Below are 18,339 nucleotides of genomic sequence, written 5' to 3' on the forward strand. Positions count from 1 at the left end.
AGATCGGACATTTAGCGAAATGGTCGTGCGAATTCCAGTGATCTCCAACCGAATACGGATCAACTTCGCAGGTTGTCGCGCAGCATCGGGCCGATCACGTCGAGCGCCGCCGGGTTCGCCATGCCGAGATGTCGCTCGTCCACGCGGGTGTCTTCGATGTCGCCCGAAACGTAGCGTCGCCACGTGTGCGATGGCACGTCGTCACCGGTGTGATCGCGAGCGGCCGTGAAGAACATCAGATCGCCGACGAACACGCCCGGCCGATAGGTGCGCTGATCCGCTTCCGTGAAGCTCTCGATCATGGCGTCCACCTGCTCCGCCGTCAGCATTCCGGCGGCCGAAATGCGGTCCCTGATCAACTCGGCGAGTTCCTCCGGTCCGCTGACCTGCGCGTCGTCGGCCAAGTCGAGAAGTTCCCGCCAGCCGCCGAGGGTATCGCCGACCGCGTCGGAGACGGACGTTGCCTGGCCGGTAGCGGGTGGCTCGTCAGGGAGCGTCAGCTCGGCCGCAGCGTCCATCATCGCCAGCAACGCGACGCGGTCACCTTCGGCTTGCAGTTGCACGGCCATCGCGTGGGCGATCCGTCCGCCCAGCGACCAGCCGAGTAAGTGATAGGGCCCGTGAGGCTGTACTCGCCGAATCTCGTCGACGTAGCGCGCGGCGTAGTCCTCGATCGCCAGGTATGCCTGCTCACCCTTGACCACGCGCGGATCCTGCAGGCCGAACAACGGCCTGTCGTCGTCGAGGTGGCTGATCAATCCGGCGTAGAACCAGGCGAGGCCGCCTGCGGGATGAATGCAGAAGAGCGGCTCGCGGTCGCCCGACGATCGCAGCGGCGTCAGTACATCGAACGCCGACGCGCCGGCCCGTGCGCCGCCGCCGCTCAGCAGTAGCCCGAGCTCCTCCGGGGTCGATGCCGCGAACAGCCAGTTGTACTGCACCTCGATGCCGGACGCTGCTCGTAGCCGCGACACCACCGTCATGCCGATCAGCGAGTTGCCACCGAGCTCGAAGAACGAGTCCTTCGAACCCACCTGGTCGAGATCCAGCACATCGGCGAAGACATCCGCGACCAATCGTGCGTTCTCGGAGGTCGGCGCGACAGCGGTCGGGACGACTCGCTCGGGTCGCGGTAAGGCGTTGCGATCGAGCTTGCCGTTGGCATTGAGCGGGAACGCGTCGAGTTCGACGAGCGAACCGGGAACCATGTACGACGGGACGCGACGGGCGATCGCCGCACGAAGGTCGCCGACATCGATTGACGTTCCGGCACTCGGTACGAAGTACCCCACCAGTTCCTGCTGACCGTTCGTGTCGACCTGCACGGTCGCGACAGCGTTGTCGACGGTCGGCTGGTCGAGCAACGCCGACTCGATCTCGCCGAGTTCGATCCGGAGCCCGCGAACGTGAACCTGGAAGTCGGTCCTGCCCAGGTACTCCAGTTCAGGCTTGTCGTCGGCGCGGTTCCAGCGGACTCTGTCGCCGGTTCGGTACATACGCAAGCCGGGCCGCAACGGGTCGGCGACAAACCGCTCCGACGTCAGATCGGGTCGGCCGAAATAGCCGCGCGCCAGTTGCGTGCCGCCGAGGTAGAGCTCGCCGGCGACGCCGTCGGGTACCGGCCGCAGCCGGTCGTCGAGGGCGTAGACGACCACGTTCTGGACGGGAACACCGATCGGCATCACGTCGATGTCCGCGGCGGTGACCGGGTGATTGGTCGCCGTCACGGCGGCTTCGGTGGGCCCGTACTCGTTGGTGAGCAGCGCGTTGCTGACGGCGAGGAACTTCGCAGCGGTCGTGGTCGGGAGCGGCTCGCCCCCCACGAATACCGTGCGAAGGGATCGTAGTTTCGCCGCGTCGGCGCCGGCGATCAGCAGGGCGAGCATCGACGCGACGAAATGCGTTGCGGTGACACCGTGCTGCTCGATGGTGTCGGCGAGGTAGTCGACGTCGCGCTCGCCGCCGGGCGCAGCGATCACGATGCGGGCACCGACTTGGAGCGGCAGCCACAGCTCACGCATCGATGCGTCGAAGGTTGCCGGGGTCTTGAGCAAAAACACGTCGTCGGCGTCGAGACCGTATTCGGAATGCTTCCACGCCAACTGATTCACGATCGCGCGGTGGCTGACGACGACGCCCTTCGGCAGGCCGGTCGATCCCGAGGTGAAGAGCACGTATGCCGGGTTGTCAGGATTCAGCGAGCGACGACGATCGGAATCCGTTACGGGAGCGGTTGATTCGTTGGACAGGTCGAGCGTGTCCACCGCAACCGTCGGCAGGGTCGTGTGCAGCTGCGACGCGTCCATCGATGTGGTGAGGATGCACATCGGACGCGCACTGTCGAGAAGGTGTTGCGTCCGTTCGGCGGGATGATCGATGTCGACGGGCACGTATGCGGCACCGCTCGTGGTGACGGCGTACATAGCGACAAGCAGGTCGATGGAGCGTCGCATCGCGATCGCGACAGTAGATTCGGCACCGACGCCATCGGCGATCAACCTGCGCGCCAACGCATTCACGCGGGCAGCCAGCTCTGAGTAGGTGAGCTGCTGCTCGCCGAAGACCAGGGCGATCCCGGAAGGAGTTGCCGCGACCTGCCTTTCGAACTCGGACACCAGGGTGGCACCGTCGTTGCCCGCGCGCTCGGTACGGTTTCGGTAGGCGAGTCGGTGGCGTTCGTCGTCGTCCATCAGGTCGACATCGCCGACGCTGGTGTCCAGCGCCGTCACCATGGCTTCCAGGACGAGGAGGTAGCGCTGCGACAGTTGCCGCATCGAGTCGTGGTCGAACAGATCCGTGGCGTAGGTGAGCTCGACCCTGATGCCTGCATCGAGTTCGGCCATTGTGACTGTGAGGTCGAATCGCGCATGCGCGGCAGCGGATTCGATCGGCTCGACTGTCAGACCGGGCAGCACGAATTCGGTCCGCTCGAAGTTCTGGAACGTCAACATCACCTGGAACAGCGTCGAGTACGCCGTGGACCGAACGGGATCGAGTACCTCGACCAGACGCTCGAAGGGCATGTCGCTGTTGGAGAATGCCGAAAGGTCGTTCTCGCGCACCTGGTCGAGCACGGCAGCGAACGACTGGCCACCGTCGACTCGCGTTCGCAACACGAGCGTGTTGACGAACATGCCGATCAGCCGATCCAGTGCGACGTCACCGCGACCCGCGACGGGAGTACCGATTGCGATGTCGCCGGTGCCGGACAGCCGTGACAGCAACACGGCAAGCGCGGTGTGCACCACCATGAACATCGACGCGTCGTTGGCATCAGCCAGCGCTGCAAGGCGCCGCTGCAACGCCGCGTCGATTGTGAAGTCGTATCGACCGCCGCGCATCGATGCGACGGCCGGACGGGTGCGATCGGTCGGCAGTCGAAGCAGATCGGGTAGCTCGGCAAGCTGCGCCGACCAGTAGGCGATCTGCTGCGCCATCAGCGAGTCGGGATCGTCGGCGGATCCCAGGGTCTCGCGCTGCCAGATCGCGAAGTCCGCGTACTGCACCGGAAGCGGTGCCCAGGTGGGCGCGCTGCCCGCTGACCGAGATGTGTACGCGGCCATGACTTCCTGCCCAAGCGGGCCGAGCGAGAAGCCGTCGGCCGCGATGTGGTGCACAACCACAGCGAGGACGTATTCCGTGGCTCCTGTGCGGAACAGGCGAATCCGAACTGGGACTTCGGTGGTCGCGTCGAATCCCGCGCCGGTGACATCCGCAATGTCCGCCATCGCTGCCGGTGTTGCGGTGAGGCGCCCCACGACACGGTCGACGGGTTCGATCACCTGCGCGGGAACCCCGTCGAATTCTGGGTAGCGCGTGCGCAGGGCCTCGTGGCGTTCCACCACGTCTCGGATCGCGCTGTCGAGCGCATCGACGTCCAGGTCGCCGGTCAGTCGCATGGCGAGCGCGACGTTGTAGGCGGCAGACGACGGGTCCAGCTGATTGAGGATCCACATTCGCTGCTGCGCCATCGACAGCGGAATGCGCGCCGGACGCGTTTGCGGCACCAGCGGAAGACGCGCGCTGCACTCGAAAGTAGCTGTGCGAACAGCCAGTTCGGCGACCGTCGGTGCCTCGAACAGATCTCGGACGGCCACGCTGACGCCGAGCGCGGCAGTAACCCTGGAGGTGGCACGGGTCGCCGACAGCGAGTTGCCGCCGAGGTCGAAGAACGAGTCGTGTGCACCGACCGTCGCGACACCGAGAACATCGCCGAAGACCGCGGCGATGGCGATCTCGTTCGGCGTCTCGGGTGCCCGGAACTCGGTGCTGGACTGGAATACCGGCGCAGGCAGGGCCCGGCGATCGACCTTGCCCGCCGGGGTCAACGGCAGCGCATCCAAAACGGTGATCGAGGCCGGCACCATGTGCGACGGCAGTGTGTCCGCAACGAATGCGGTCAAGTCGTCGGGCACCAGCGCCTGATCACGCATGGGACTGACATAGGAGGCGAGTGACATCGCACCGTCCCTGGTGTGCGCAATCGTGATGGCGAACTCGACACCGGGGTGAGCGGTCAACGCCGAGTCGATTTCGCCGAGCTCGATACGGAAGCCGCGCATCTTCACCTGGAAGTCGGCTCGGCCGATGTACTCGATGCGGCCGGCGTCGGTCCACCGCACGACGTCTCCGGTCCGATACATCCGATCACTCACTGCCCCATACGGATCCGCTACGAACCGCTCGGCGGTCAAGGTCGGTCGTCGGTGATAGCCGCGGGCCAACGCAATACCCGCGAGGTAGTGCTCGCCCGCTACCCCTACCGGCACAGGGCGCAGCTGCCGATCGAGAATCAGCGAGCGCATACCTCTGATCGGACCGCCGAGCGTCACCCGCTCGCCCGCCCGCAGCGGAGCGCCGAGGTTGCTGACGATCGTCGTTTCGGTGGGACCGTAGCCGTTGTAGAAATCGCGGCCATCGGCGATCCATCGGGCAGCCACCTCCGCCGGTAGGGCTTCACCACCGGTGACGAGCACGCGTAGTTCCGGCAGGTCCGCCGATCCGATCGAGGCCAGAGCGGCGGTTGTGACGAAGGCATGCGTCACCCGTTCACGCTCGAGCAGCGCTGCCAGCTCGTCGCCGCCGTAGATGTCGGCAGGCGCAATCACCAGTGTTGCCCCCGCGCAGAGGCCCATCAGGTATTCCATGAAGGACGCGTCGAAGCTGGGCGAAGCGAAATGCAGCACCCGCGAGTGCGCCGTCACCGAGTACCGATCACGTTGTTCCGCAGCAAAGTTCGCCAAACCGGCGTGCGTCACCGACACACCCTTCGGCGTACCCGTCGATCCTGACGTGTAGATCAGGTAGGCGGTGTCGGCAGCGCCCAGCGTGGCGACCCGATCGGCATCGGTCACCACGTCGGCCGACTTGCTCGCCAGTTCGATATCGAGTTCATCGCCGATCGCGAGCACGGCAATGTCGTAGTCGATTGCGTCCGACTGGTTTGTCAGCAGCAGTACAGCGCCCGAGTCGGCGAGCATGTGCGCAATACGCTCCCGTGGGAACTTCAGGTCGACAGGAACGGCAACGCCGCCTGCCTTGGTCACAGCCCACAGTGCGACGACGGATTCGACGGATCGTGAAATGCCGATGGCTACAGCGGTTTCGGGCCCAACGCCTCGGTCGATCAGCACCCGCGCGAGCTGCGACGAGGTGGAGTCGAGTTCGCCGTAAGACACCTCGGAGCCGCGATAGGTCAACGCGGTCGCATCGGGGTCGAGCGCTGTCGCCGCCGCGATCAGCTCCGGCAGCGTCTGTGCCGGTTCCGCGGCACCACCGGTGCGTCCGAGCAGGTCGGCGCGCTCGGCTGCATCGAGCAGATCGATGTCGCCGGCTGGGCGGGTGGTGTCTGCCGTGATCTGCTCGAGCACCCGCACCAGCTGTCGGCCGAACCGCTCGACCGTCGTGCGCTCGAAGAGATCGCTGGCGTAGGTGATCGACGCGGCGAGTCCGCCCGCGGTTCGCGTAAAGCCGAACTGCAGGTCGAATTTCGCTATCTGCGTATCGATCTCGAGCGCGCCGGCCTGCAGGTCACCGAGTTCGAGAGAGATGCCGTCAGCATCCTGGAACACGAGTGCAACTTGGAACAGCGGATGCCGCGATGCCGATCGCTCCGGGCTGATGATGTCGACCAGTCGCTCGAACGGCAGATCGGCGTGGCCGAACGCGTCGATGTCGGTGGCACTGACCTGATCGATCAAGGCGGCGATCGAGCTGCGGGGATCCATGACGGTGCGCAGGACCAGGGTATTGACGAACATCCCCACGAGATGGTCGAGCGCGGCGTCGCCACGGCCTGCGATCGGCGTGCCGATTGCGACGTCGTCGGATCCGGCTACCTGCGCGAGCAGTACCGCGAGAGCCGTGTGCAGCATCATGAACGGCGTTGCCCCGTGCACACGAGCGGTCGCGTCCACGGCCCTGGCGACAGCGTCGGGAATCGCGAAGTCCACCCGTCCGCCGCGGTACGACTGGGCGGCGGGACGCGGCGCATCGGTGGGCAGATTCGTTTCGGCAGGCAGTGCCGCCAGCGCAGTGGTCCAGTAGTCGACCTGTTGCGACACAACCGAAGTGGGGTCGCTCTCCGAGCCGAGTACCTCGTGCTGCCATTGACTGTAGTCGGCGTACTGCACAGCCAACGGCGCCCACGCAGGAGCGTCACCCTGCGATCGTGCCGCGTAGGCGACCATGATGTCGCGCGACAGCGGCCCCATCGAGAACGCATCGCCGCTGATGTGGTGGATCACGACGACCAGAACGTGTTCGGTACCACTCAGCTCGAGCAGACCGATGCTCAACGGCACCTGCGCGGCAACATCGAACGGTGTTGCCGCGATGGCATTCACACGGTCGCTCAGCCGACCTCGGTCGATCGGCTGCGGAGCCAGCGCCAACGTCGCGACGACGTCGGCTGCCGGAACGACGAATTGAACTGCGACACCGTCGCGTTCGGGGTACACCGTCCGCAGCGCCTCGTGGCGATCGACCACATCGGCGATCGCGTGTCGCAGAGCAGCAACGTCCAACGCGCCGGTCAGGCGGATTGCGATCGGAATGTTGTATGCCGACGAGCCGGGCTCGTAACGGTTGAGGAACCACATCCGCTGTTGTGCGAGCGAGAGCGGAATCTGCTCCGGCCGCGCCCGTTTGCGCAGTACGACTCGATTGCCCTGGCCCGCATGTAATTCGACCCGTGCTGCTAGGGCATACACAGTGGGCGCCTCGAACAGCGTTCGTACGGCGACGGTGGTGTCGAGCGCCGCTGCGAGACGCGAAACCATCTGTGTCGCAATCAGGCTGTTGCCGCCGAGGGCGAAGAAGTCGTCGTCCGCACCGACCCGCTCGATCCCGAGGACTTCGGCGAAGATGCCCGCAACGATTTCTTCGATCGGCGTCGACGGCGTGCGGAACGTCTTCGCCTCGAACACCGGATCCGGCAACGCTTTGCGATCCAACTTACCCGACGAGTTCAGCGGTAGCTCGTCCAGCACAACGATTGCCGACGGCAGCATATAGCTGGGGAGACGGTCGCCAACAGTGGACTTCAGACTCACGATGTCGACCGTCTTCGCTGCAGCAGGAACGACATACGCAACCAACTGTTGACCCGTAACGGTCTCGGTGACCAGCGCCACGGCCTGGCTGACCGTGTCATCGGCCAACAGTGCTGTCTCGATCTCACCCAGTTCGATGCGCTGGCCGCGGAACTTCACCTGGAAGTCGGTACGGCCGATGTAATCCAGTACTCCTTGGTTCGTCCAGCGCACCAGATCACCCGTGCGATACAGACGTCCGCTACCGAACGGGTTGGCCACGAAGCGATCGGCCGTCAGATCTGGCCGCGATACATAACCGCGGGCCAATTGCCTTCCTGCCAAGTACAGCTCACCCGCGACTCCCACCGGCACCGGGCGCAATCTGGCGTCGAGGACATACGCCGCAACGTTCCACTCCGGCACGCCGATCGGCACACTGCCTGTATCCGATTCGCTGGATTGCCACGATGTGACACTGACAGCGGCTTCCGTCGGTCCGTACAGGTTGTGCAGGCCGGCCGTCGCAAGCGCCCGGAACGCCCGCGCAGTCTCGATCGGCAGCGCTTCGCCGATCACGAACACGTGCCGCAGAGTGTCGCACTGCTGCGCGGTCGCAGGACTGGTGAAGACCGTAAGCATCGACGGCACGAAATCGGTGATGGTGACGTGATGTTCGGCAATTGCGGCAGAGACGTACGCCGCATCGCGGTGACCGTCGGGTGTCGCAACGACCAGACGCGCGCCGGTGATCAGCGGTAGGAAATAGCCCCACAGCGAAACGTCGAAGGTGGTGGCGGTCTTCTGGAAGTACACATCCGTACTGTCGACGCCGTAGCGGTCGACCATCCACAGCATCTGATTGACGATCGCGGCATGCGTGACCGCCACACCCTTCGGCCGACCGGTCGAACCCGATGTGAAGATCACGTAGGCGGTGTTTCCGGCGGCTAGGTGCGCCGAACGTTCTTCGGGGGCAATCGGATCCGCAGCCAGATCATCGAGATCGATGATGTCGACGGCCAGTGTCGGCGTCGTGCCGGTTGTTACGAATCCGTCCGCCGAGCTGGTGAGCACGCATACCGGGGCCGCGGTCTCGAGAATATAGCCGATCCGCTCGATCGGGTGATCGGGGTCGACGGGGACGAACGCGCCACCGGCCGCGACCACGGCATGCAAGCTGACCACCAAATCCAGTGAGCGTCGCATGGCCACCGTAACCAACGATTCGGGACCGACACCGTCCGCGATCAACCGTCGCGCAAGGCGATTCACTCGACCGTCGAACTCGGCGAAGGTCAGCTCGGCACCGTCGAAGCTGACTGCGACAGCGCCCGGGTCTCGTTGCATTCCCACGGCCGTCAATTCGGCAAGGGTCATATTGGGAACGCTGTGATCGGTTGCGTTCCACTCGCTGACGATTCGCTCGCGCTCCGCAGCGGCCAGCAGGTCGATATCGCCGACCGCGGTTGACGGATCTGTGACGATTCCGCTGAGTAGTGCAGTGAGTCGATTACCGAATTCGACCACTGTGGTTTCGTCGAACAAATCGGTGGCATAGGTGAATTGCGCATCGATGCCAGCCGAACTGCCACGCTCGTCACGCCGTTCCGCGATGGCAAGCTGCACATCGAACTGCGCGATATGTGTGTCGGCGTTCAGTCCGGTGACGACGAGGCCGGGCAACGCGAAGTCGGCTCGCTCCATGTTCTGGAGGGTGAGGCTCACCTGGAACAAGGGATGGCGGGCAGTCGAGCGAGTCGGATTCAATACCTCGACCAGCCGCTCGAACGGCACGTCTGCGTTCGCGAACGCTTCGAGATCACCCTCGCGAACGGTTGCCAACAAATCGGTGAAAGGTGTTGCGTTGTCGATGCGAGTCCGCAGCACCAGCGTGTTGACGAACATCCCCACGAGGCCGTCAAGCGCCTCTTCGCCACGGCCCGCGACAGGGGTACCGATTGCGATGTCCTCGGCGCTGGACAGTCGAGCAAGCAGAACCGCCAGTGCTGCATGCAGGATCATGAACAGCGTCGAATGCTGTTCGTTGGCAAGCTGGTTCAATCGATTGTGCATATCGGCGTCGATCGTGAAGGACGTGGTCGCGCCGGCAAACGACTGCACGGCAGGCCGTGGCCGGTCCGTAGGTAGGTCGATCTGATCCGGCAAGCCAGCCAGCGTGGTGCGCCAGTACGCCAACTGACGGGATGTCACCGAGTTGGGATCGTCTTCGGAACCCAGTACTGCACGCTGCCACAGGGCAAAGTCCGCGTATTGCACCGGCAACGGCGACCACGACGGCGACTCGTCTGTTGCGCGAGCTCGATATGCCGTCATCAAATCCTGCGCCAGCGGTCCCATCGAGTAACCGTCGGCGACGATGTGGTGCACGACCACCGCCAGCACATGGTCGGCCGGCGAGATCCGGAGCAGGTTCATCCGAACCGGAACGTCAGCGGTCACATCGAACGGGGCGGCAACAAGTTCGAAGATTCTGGCCGAAAGATCCTCCTCTGCAACCTGTTCCGGAGTCAGGTCCGGACGTGATGCCACCTCGATCACCTGAACCGGACCGTCTACGGTCTCCGGATACACGGTCCGCAGCGATTCGTGTCGTGCGAGCACGTCGGCTGCTGCGGCCGCGAACACGTCCGCATCGAACACGCCGACCATGCGGATTGCCATCGGAACGTTGTAGGCGGCGGAATCTGGTTCGAATCGGTTGAGGAACCACATGCGTTGCTGCGCAAGCGAGAGCGGCACCCGGTCCGGACGCGGCTGCGGCACCAATGGTGTGCGCGCGCCGCCACCTGCGAGCGATTGTGCGCGCGTTGCAAGCGCAGCAACGGTCGATGCTTCGAAGACGACCCGAACACCGATCTCGGTATCGAGCGCGGCCCCGAGTCGCGCAACCACCTGGGTCGCAAGCAGGGAGTTGCCGCCCAATTCGAAGAAGTCGTCGGTGGTGCCCACGCGGTCGACACCGAGGACACCGGAAAAGACAGCGGCAACCGCTCGCTCCGCATCGGTAGTCGGCGGTCGATGCTTGCGTGGTCCGAAAGACGGTTCCGGCAACGCTTTCCGATCGAGCTTGCCCGAGGCATTCAGCGGCAATGCGTCGAGAACAACAAAGGCGGTGGGCACCATGTATGAGGGCAATCGTTTGCCGAGCCCCTCACGAACACGCGCCACCACAATCGACTTATCCACCTCCGCAACCAGATACGCGACGAGCTGGTCGCCACGTCGTGTATCTTGTCGAACGACAGCGACGGCCTCGTTGATCGAATCTTGCTGTACGAGTGCGGTTTCGATTTCACCGAGTTCGATCCGCAGGCCACGCAACTTCACCTGGAAATCGGTGCGGCCGATGTAATTCAACTCGCCCCGCGAGTTCCACGACACCAGATCACCCGTGCGATACATCCGCGCACCAGGCTCTCCGTACGGGTTCGCCACGAACCGATCCGACGTCAGGTCCGGGCGCCCGACATAGCCGCGCGCCAACTGGACACCCGCAAGGTAGAGCTCACCCGCGACACCGACCGGGACCGGACGCAACCGACCGTCGAGGACGAACAGCTCGGTGTTGAACACCGGCGCACCGATCGACACCGACGCGATATCGGCATCGACCACCTCGTGGAACGTCACGTCGACCGCAGCCTCGGTCGGGCCGTACAAATTGTGCAGTCGAGCACCCGTCGCGGCACGCAACTGCTGCGCCGTCTTCCCCGGCAACGCCTCACCCGACGCAAACACCTGCCGCAACGACGTGCACTCCCTCACACCGGCGGTGACATCCCCCGTCGCTCCGCTCGCCCCGGCAGCAACGAACACCGCCAACATCGACGGCACGAAATGCGCCGTCGTCACGTTCTCGCTACGAATGATGTCGACCAGATACGCCGGATCACGATGACCATCCGGGCGCGCCACCACCAACCGGGCACCGGTCTGCAACGGCCAGAAGAACTCCCACACCGACACATCGAACGTCGCCGGCGTCTTCTGCAACACCACATCGGATTCGGTGAGTGGGTATGCGGACTGCATCCACACCAAACGGTTCACGATCGCACCATGGGAGACCGCAACACCCTTCGGGCGCCCCGTCGAGCCCGACGTGAAAATCACATACGCCGTGTTGCTCGAATCCAGTGTCGAGGTCCGCTCACCGTCGGCAATTGGCGCATCCGAGAAAGCCTCGAGATTCAGTGTGTCGATCGCGACCGTGCGGGCCGACGACTCGAATTCGTAACCACTCGTCGTCAGCACCGCCACCGGTTGCGCCGTCTCCAGGATGTAGTCGATGCGTTCCGCCGGGTGATCCGGGTCCAGCGGCACATACCCGCCACCGGCCACCGATACCGCATACATGCCTACGACCAAATCCAGCGAGCGGCGCATACCCAGAGCCACCAGCGATTCCGGACCCACACCCTCGGCAATCAACCACCGAGCAAGGCGATGCACCCGCGACGCGAACTCGCCATACGTCAGCTGCTCACCCTCGAACGACACCGCCACCGCACCCGGCGTCGCGGACGCTTGCGCCTCGAACAACGACACCAACGTCGCCGACGAATCCACCACCTGTGCGGTGTCGTTGAAACCGGACAACACCAACGACCGCTCGGCAACATCGAGCAACTCGATATCACCCACCGCCGCATCCGGTGCCGCGATCATCGCCGACAACACCCGAATCAGGCGGTCCGCGATCAACCGCACCGACTCTTCATCCAACAAATCCCGCAAGAACCCAGCCCGCACCGACAGGGTGGCCGCCAACGACACGATCAAACTCAACGGATAATGCGTCGCATCCGCCGCATCGATACCCGTGATCGACATCCCATCGATCGACGCCGCCTGCGACGCAATACCCGCAGCATCGACCGGGTACGACTCGAACACCACCAACGTGTCGAACAACCCGGACACCCCGGCCGCGGCCTGAATATCGGCCAACCCCACATAGTGGTGATCCAACAGATCCGCCTGCTCACCCTGAACCCGGGTCAGCAACTCCTCGACCGACTCCGCCGGATCGACCCGCACCCGTACCGGCACCGTGTTGATGAACAACCCGACCATCGACTCCACACCGGAAAGGCCCGCGGGCCGACCCGACACCGTCGTACCGAACACCACATCATCCACACCCACCAAGCGCGACAACAACACACCCCACCCGGCCTGCAACACGGTGTTCACCGTGACCCCGACCCGCGCCGCCAACACCGACAACCGAGCAGTCCGCGCCTCGTCCAACTCGAAAATCAACTCACCCGCCAACGCCGTCACGACCCGGCCCGGCTCAGCCGGCGCCAGCAGAGTCGGTTCTACGACACCGTCGAGGGCAGCGCGCCACTCTGCTAGGGAAGCATCTGTGTCCTGCAACGCAATCCACTCGAGATAGCTGCGATAGGACAGTGCTGCCGGAATCGCGGTCCGATCGTTGCGGACGACGTACAAGGTCAACAGTTCTTGCAGAACCAGCGGCATCGACCAGCCGTCGAGAATGATGTGATGGTTCGTCACCACCAGCTTCCACGCATCGGAATCGATGCGCACCAACGTGAACCGGATCAAAGGCGGATCGGTGAGATCGAATCGAGCTGCGCGGTCGTCGGCAACGATCGCGGCGCATTCGTCGGCGCGATCGGCGTCCGGGTTGCTCGTCAGATCGACGTCTCGCCAGGGTGCGCGCGTTGCGTCGAGCACGACTTGTACTGCGCTGCCCGATTCGCCCCGCACAAACGCTGTGCGCAGGGCGGCGTGGCGGGCAATCATGCCGTCGGCGGCGGCGCGCAGACGTTCGGAGTCCACCGAACCGTTGAGCGACAACACGATCTGCGAGGTGTAGACGTCGACCGACTCTGCAGCAAGGTTCGCGTGGAACAGCAGCCCGCTTTGCAGCGGTGACAACGGCCAGGCGTCGACAAGCGCTGGGTAGTGAGCCTCCCAGGTATCGATGTCTGACTGTGGGACACCCGCAGCGAACAGGTCCGACGGCGTCCGACCACCCGCCCCAGCCGTCTTCGCATGCGCGACTACCGCGGCCAAGGCATCGGTCCACCGCGTGGCGAACTGGTCGACGTCACCCCGTTCGAGCAGAGTCTCCGGGTAGCCGAGATTGGCAACCAGCTTGCCCTGCAACACGATCGCGTTGATATCGATGACCGCCATGGCAGGCATGTCGGCGTCGGGGATGACCTCGAGCTCACCGAGATCATCCGCCGGCATCCAACCGAATCCCGCGAGTTCCTCGGGGATGTCGGTAGTCGAGACCTGCCCGAGGTAGTTGAAACTGACCTGGCCGGGCATCTCTGTCGGAAGACTGCTGGCCGGATCGAGGTATCGCAGCATGCCGTAGCCGATGCCCTTGTCCGGCAACGCAAGTATCTGTTCCTTGACTGCCTTGATCGCCGACCCCATCGCAGGACCACCGGCAAGAGCATCATCGACATCGATGCCACCCAGATCCAGGCGCACCGGGAAGATCGCCGTGAACCACCCCACCGTACGAGACAGATCGGCGCCCGGCACGACCTCCTCTTCACGGCCATGCCCCTCGAGACGAATCAGCGACGACGCCTCACTCACACCACGACGCCTGCGCCATGACGTCAACGCCAGAGCGAGAGCCGTAAGCATGGCGTCGGTGGCACCGCCGTGGAACAACTCGGGGACCGTGGTCAGCAGATCCGCCGTTGTCTCGGCGGACAGTTCGAGTCGCACGTTGCGAACGGTGGTCGCAACGTCGACGGCTGGATCAAGGGCCCTGGTGCCGAGCAGCGGATCAGGACCGTCGATGATCTCCTGCCACATCGGAAGTTCCGCTGCTCGATCGGCAACCAGCTCGGTCAGTGCCGTCGACCAGCGGCGCATCGACGTGGACGGCTCCGCCAACAACGGAACGCGTCCCGCGGAGATCTGGGCCCAGGCGGAGACGAAGTCGGGCAGCAGGATTCGCCACGACACACCGTCCACCGCGAGGTGATGGGCCGCGACGATCAGCCGACCCGATCGGCGCAATGCCTTGTCGGTGGCTATCGGATTCAGCCACACGAACTGCACCACAACACCTGACGCCGGATCCAGCCGACTCAAGGCCGAATCGAGCTCTCGGGTAGCAAGATTCGTCAGCGACTCCGCGTCGAGGCCGGCGTCGAAAGGGACGTGGGAGACCAGAGCGTCGACGTCGATCGCACCCACTGGCAGCACGTCGAGATGTAGCCCATCGTCATCGGTGAACAGCCGCGATCGCAGCATGTCGTGCCGATCGACGACCGCGGTCAGGGTGTTCACGACGCCGGCTCGATCGATCTCCATGGGAAGTTCGATGGTGATGGTCTGGTTGAACCGGTCGTAGCTGCCGCCTCGCTCGGCCATGAATCGAACGACCGGCGGCAACGGCATGTCGCCCACTCCACCGCCGCGCAGCTCCTCCAGCACCACGGGAGCCGCTGCCTTCGCCGTCGCTGCGATCGCCGCCAAACCCGCTACCGTGCGCTGCTCGAAGACGTTGCGCGGCGAGAACACCACACCACGAGCCTTCGCCCGCGACACCAACTGAATCGACACGATGCTGTCACCACCGAGCGCGAAGAACGAATCGTCGACACCCACCCGCTCCACACCCAACACCTCGGCGAACACCGCCGCAATGGTCTCCTCCACCGGCGTCCGCGGAGCCGTGAACGCAACCGCATCCGCGTACACCGGTTCCGGCAACGCCGCCCGATCCAACTTGCCTGCGCGCGTCAACGGAATGTCGCCCAACACCATGACGCTCGCGGGAACCATGTGTGACGGGAGGCGCGTCGCGGCGTGTTCGATCAACTGCGACGTGCTGATCGATTGCCCCTGGGCGGCAACAACATACGACACGAGACTCGTCGCACCTGCGGCATTGGTGTGGCCGATGGTCGTCGCGAACCGAACGCTGACATGGTCCGTCAAGACGGCGTCGATCTCACCGAGCTCGACACGGAATCCGCGCACCTTCACTTGGAAATCGCTGCGGCCCACGTACTCGACGTCACCAGTGATGGTCCAGCGCACCACGTCACCCGTGCGGTACATCCGTTCACCCGCAACGCCGTACGGGTCGGCGACGAACCGGTCGGCCGTCAGGCCGTTCCGTTCGTGATAACCCCGGGCCAGCTGAACTCCGGAAACATAGAGTTCCCCGGCGACGCCCACGGGGACCGGCCGCAGCCGTTGATCCAGAACCACCGACCGCATACCGCGAATCGGCTTACCGATCGTGACGAGATCGCCGGCTGTCAACGGCTCGCTGATGTGCGGCGCGACCGTTGCTTCCGTCGGACCGTAGGCGTTGAAGAATCGGCGAGTGCGGGTGGAATCCGTTGTCGCCCAGCGTGACACCAAACCGGCGGGCACCGCATCGCCACCTGCCACCACAACCTGTAGGTCGTCCAGGTCGATCGGATCCACCGAGGCCAGAGCTGCGGGCGTCACGAACGCATGCGTAATACGTTGGCGCCGTATCAGATCAGCCAATTCCGTACCGCCGTAGACCGTGGTAGGCGCAATGACCGTTGCTGCACCGGCGCACACCGCAAGGAGCAGCTCCAAGATCGATGCGTCGAAGCTCGGCGAGGCGAAGTGCAGTACGCGCGACGACGAGGTGACCGCGAATCGCTCGCGCTGCTCGGCCGCGAAGTTGGCTAGTCCGGCGTGGGTAACCGTGACGCCCTTGGGCTTGCCGGTCGATCCGGAGGTATAGATCACGTACGCCGGGTGTTGCACGGAGAGAGTGCGGAGTCGTACGACGTCAGGAACGTTTTCGCGCGAAGAGCCGACTACATCGTCGGTCGACAACCATTCGACGCTGTCGGGCAACGCCTCTCGCGCATCGGGCACAGTCAGACCCATCACCGCGCCGGAATCGGACAACATATGGGCTATTCGGTCCGGCGGGTAGGACGGGTCGACAGGCACGAAGGCCGCACCCGACTTCGCCACCGCCCAGACCGCGATCACCGATTCGATCGATCGCGGCACAGCAACGGCAACCAGATCTTCCGGCCCGACTCCCCGGCCGATCAGCATCCGCGCCAACCGGTTCGAGCGAATATCCAACTCGTCGTACGACAGCACCACGCCGTCGGCAACAAGGGCAGGGGCGTCCGGATCGATTTTCGTCGCCGTAGCGAGCAACTGTGGAAGCGTTTGTGCTGCTTCAGCGTCCGGTCCGGTGCGGCTGGTCAAGTCTGCTCGCTCGGCAACACTCAACAGCTCGATGTCGCCGACGGCAACGTTCGGCGTCGCAGCGACAGTTCGGAGCAATTGCCCGAAGCGATCCGCAAAATGCTCGATTGTCGCCCGATCGAACAAGCTTGTCGCATAGCTGAACTCGGCCGCAACACCACCCGTCGCGGTCTCCGGTGCGGCGGCGAGCACGGTGAGGGTGAGATCGAACTTTGCCGTGTGGACATCGATGTCGACACCGCGTGCGGTGACCCCCGGGAGTGTGAAATCGGTTGTCGGCACGTTCTGGAACGCCAATGCCACCTGGAACAGCGGATGCCGTGCCGTCGATCGCTCGGGGTGCAGTAGATCGACGAGTCGCTCGAACGGGACATCGGCATGCCCGAACGCGTCCACGTCTGTACGACGAATCCGATCGAGCAGATCGACGAACGATTCGCTCGTATCGATACGCGAGCGCAACACTAGGGTATTGACGAACATGCCGATCATGTCGTCGAGCGCGGCCTCACCACGACCGGCTATCGGTGTGCCGATTGCGATGTCGTCGCTCACCGACATCCGAGCGAGGAACGCGGCAAGCGCACCGTGGACGACCATGAACACCGTGGCGTTGTTCGCCCTGGCCAGTTCCACCAACCCGCGGTACGTACCGGCGTCGATCTGGAAAGGCACTCGCCCGCCGTCGAGCGATTGCGTTGCAGGGCGTGGACGATCCATCGGGAGCGAGAGCTCGTCGGGCAGTCCTGCCAACGTGGTTGTCCAGTAGTCGATCTGCCCTGCGATCAACGACGACGCATCGCTCTCTGAGCCGAGCAGCTCGCGCTGCCAGGTGCTGTAGTCGGCGTACTGCACCGGCAACGGTGACCACCTGGGCTCGTCGCCGTCGGCACGTGCTGCGTACGCAACCATCACGTCTCGGGCGAGCGGACCCATCGAGAAGGCGTCGGCGCTGATGTGGTGAACGACCATGACCACCACATGTTCGGTCGCACCGAGTTCGAACAGCGTCACGGCCAATGGCGTAGCCGTCGATACATCGAGCGGACGTGACACCGCTTCCGTGATGCGTTGCGGCAGCTCGGACTCCGCGACGGCGTGCACCGTCAGGTCCGGAACAGCCTGTGTCGCAGAGAGAATCACCTGCTCGGCTGCGCCGTCGTGCTCGGGGTAGATCGTGCGCAGCGACTCGTGCCGGGCCACCACGTCCGCGATCGCCGAACTCAGCGCAGCAACGTCCAATTCGCCGGACAGTCGGATGGCGATCGGAATGTTGTAGGCAGCGGATTCGGGTTCGAATCGGTTGAGGAACCACATCCGCTGCTGCGCCAGCGAGAGCGGAATGCGTTCCGGACGCTCCCGCGCAACAAGAGCAGCGCGAGCACCCTCGCCCGCATGCGATTCCACCCGAGCAGCCAAACCAGCCACCGTGGGCGCTTCGAACAACACACGCACCGCAACCCGCGAATCCAACACCACACCCAACCGCGACACCACCTGCGTCGCGATCAGACTGTTACCACCCAACGCGAAGAAATCATCATCCGCACCGACCCGCTCG

1 protein-coding gene is annotated in these 18,339 nt (G+C 64.3%); it reads right to left on the bottom strand.

Annotated features, from left to right (window positions below):
• Nucleotides 1-59: 59 nt before the first annotated feature.
• Nucleotides 60-18,339, bottom strand: an 18,280-nt coding sequence (locus FOY51_RS24705) for a non-ribosomal peptide synthase/polyketide synthase (protein WP_149432935.1), incomplete at its 5' end; no start/stop codon positions are given.

This window comes from Antrihabitans cavernicola (genome assembly GCF_008297975.1).
In the GTDB taxonomy this organism is placed as follows: domain Bacteria; phylum Actinomycetota; class Actinomycetes; order Mycobacteriales; family Mycobacteriaceae; genus Antrihabitans; species Antrihabitans cavernicola.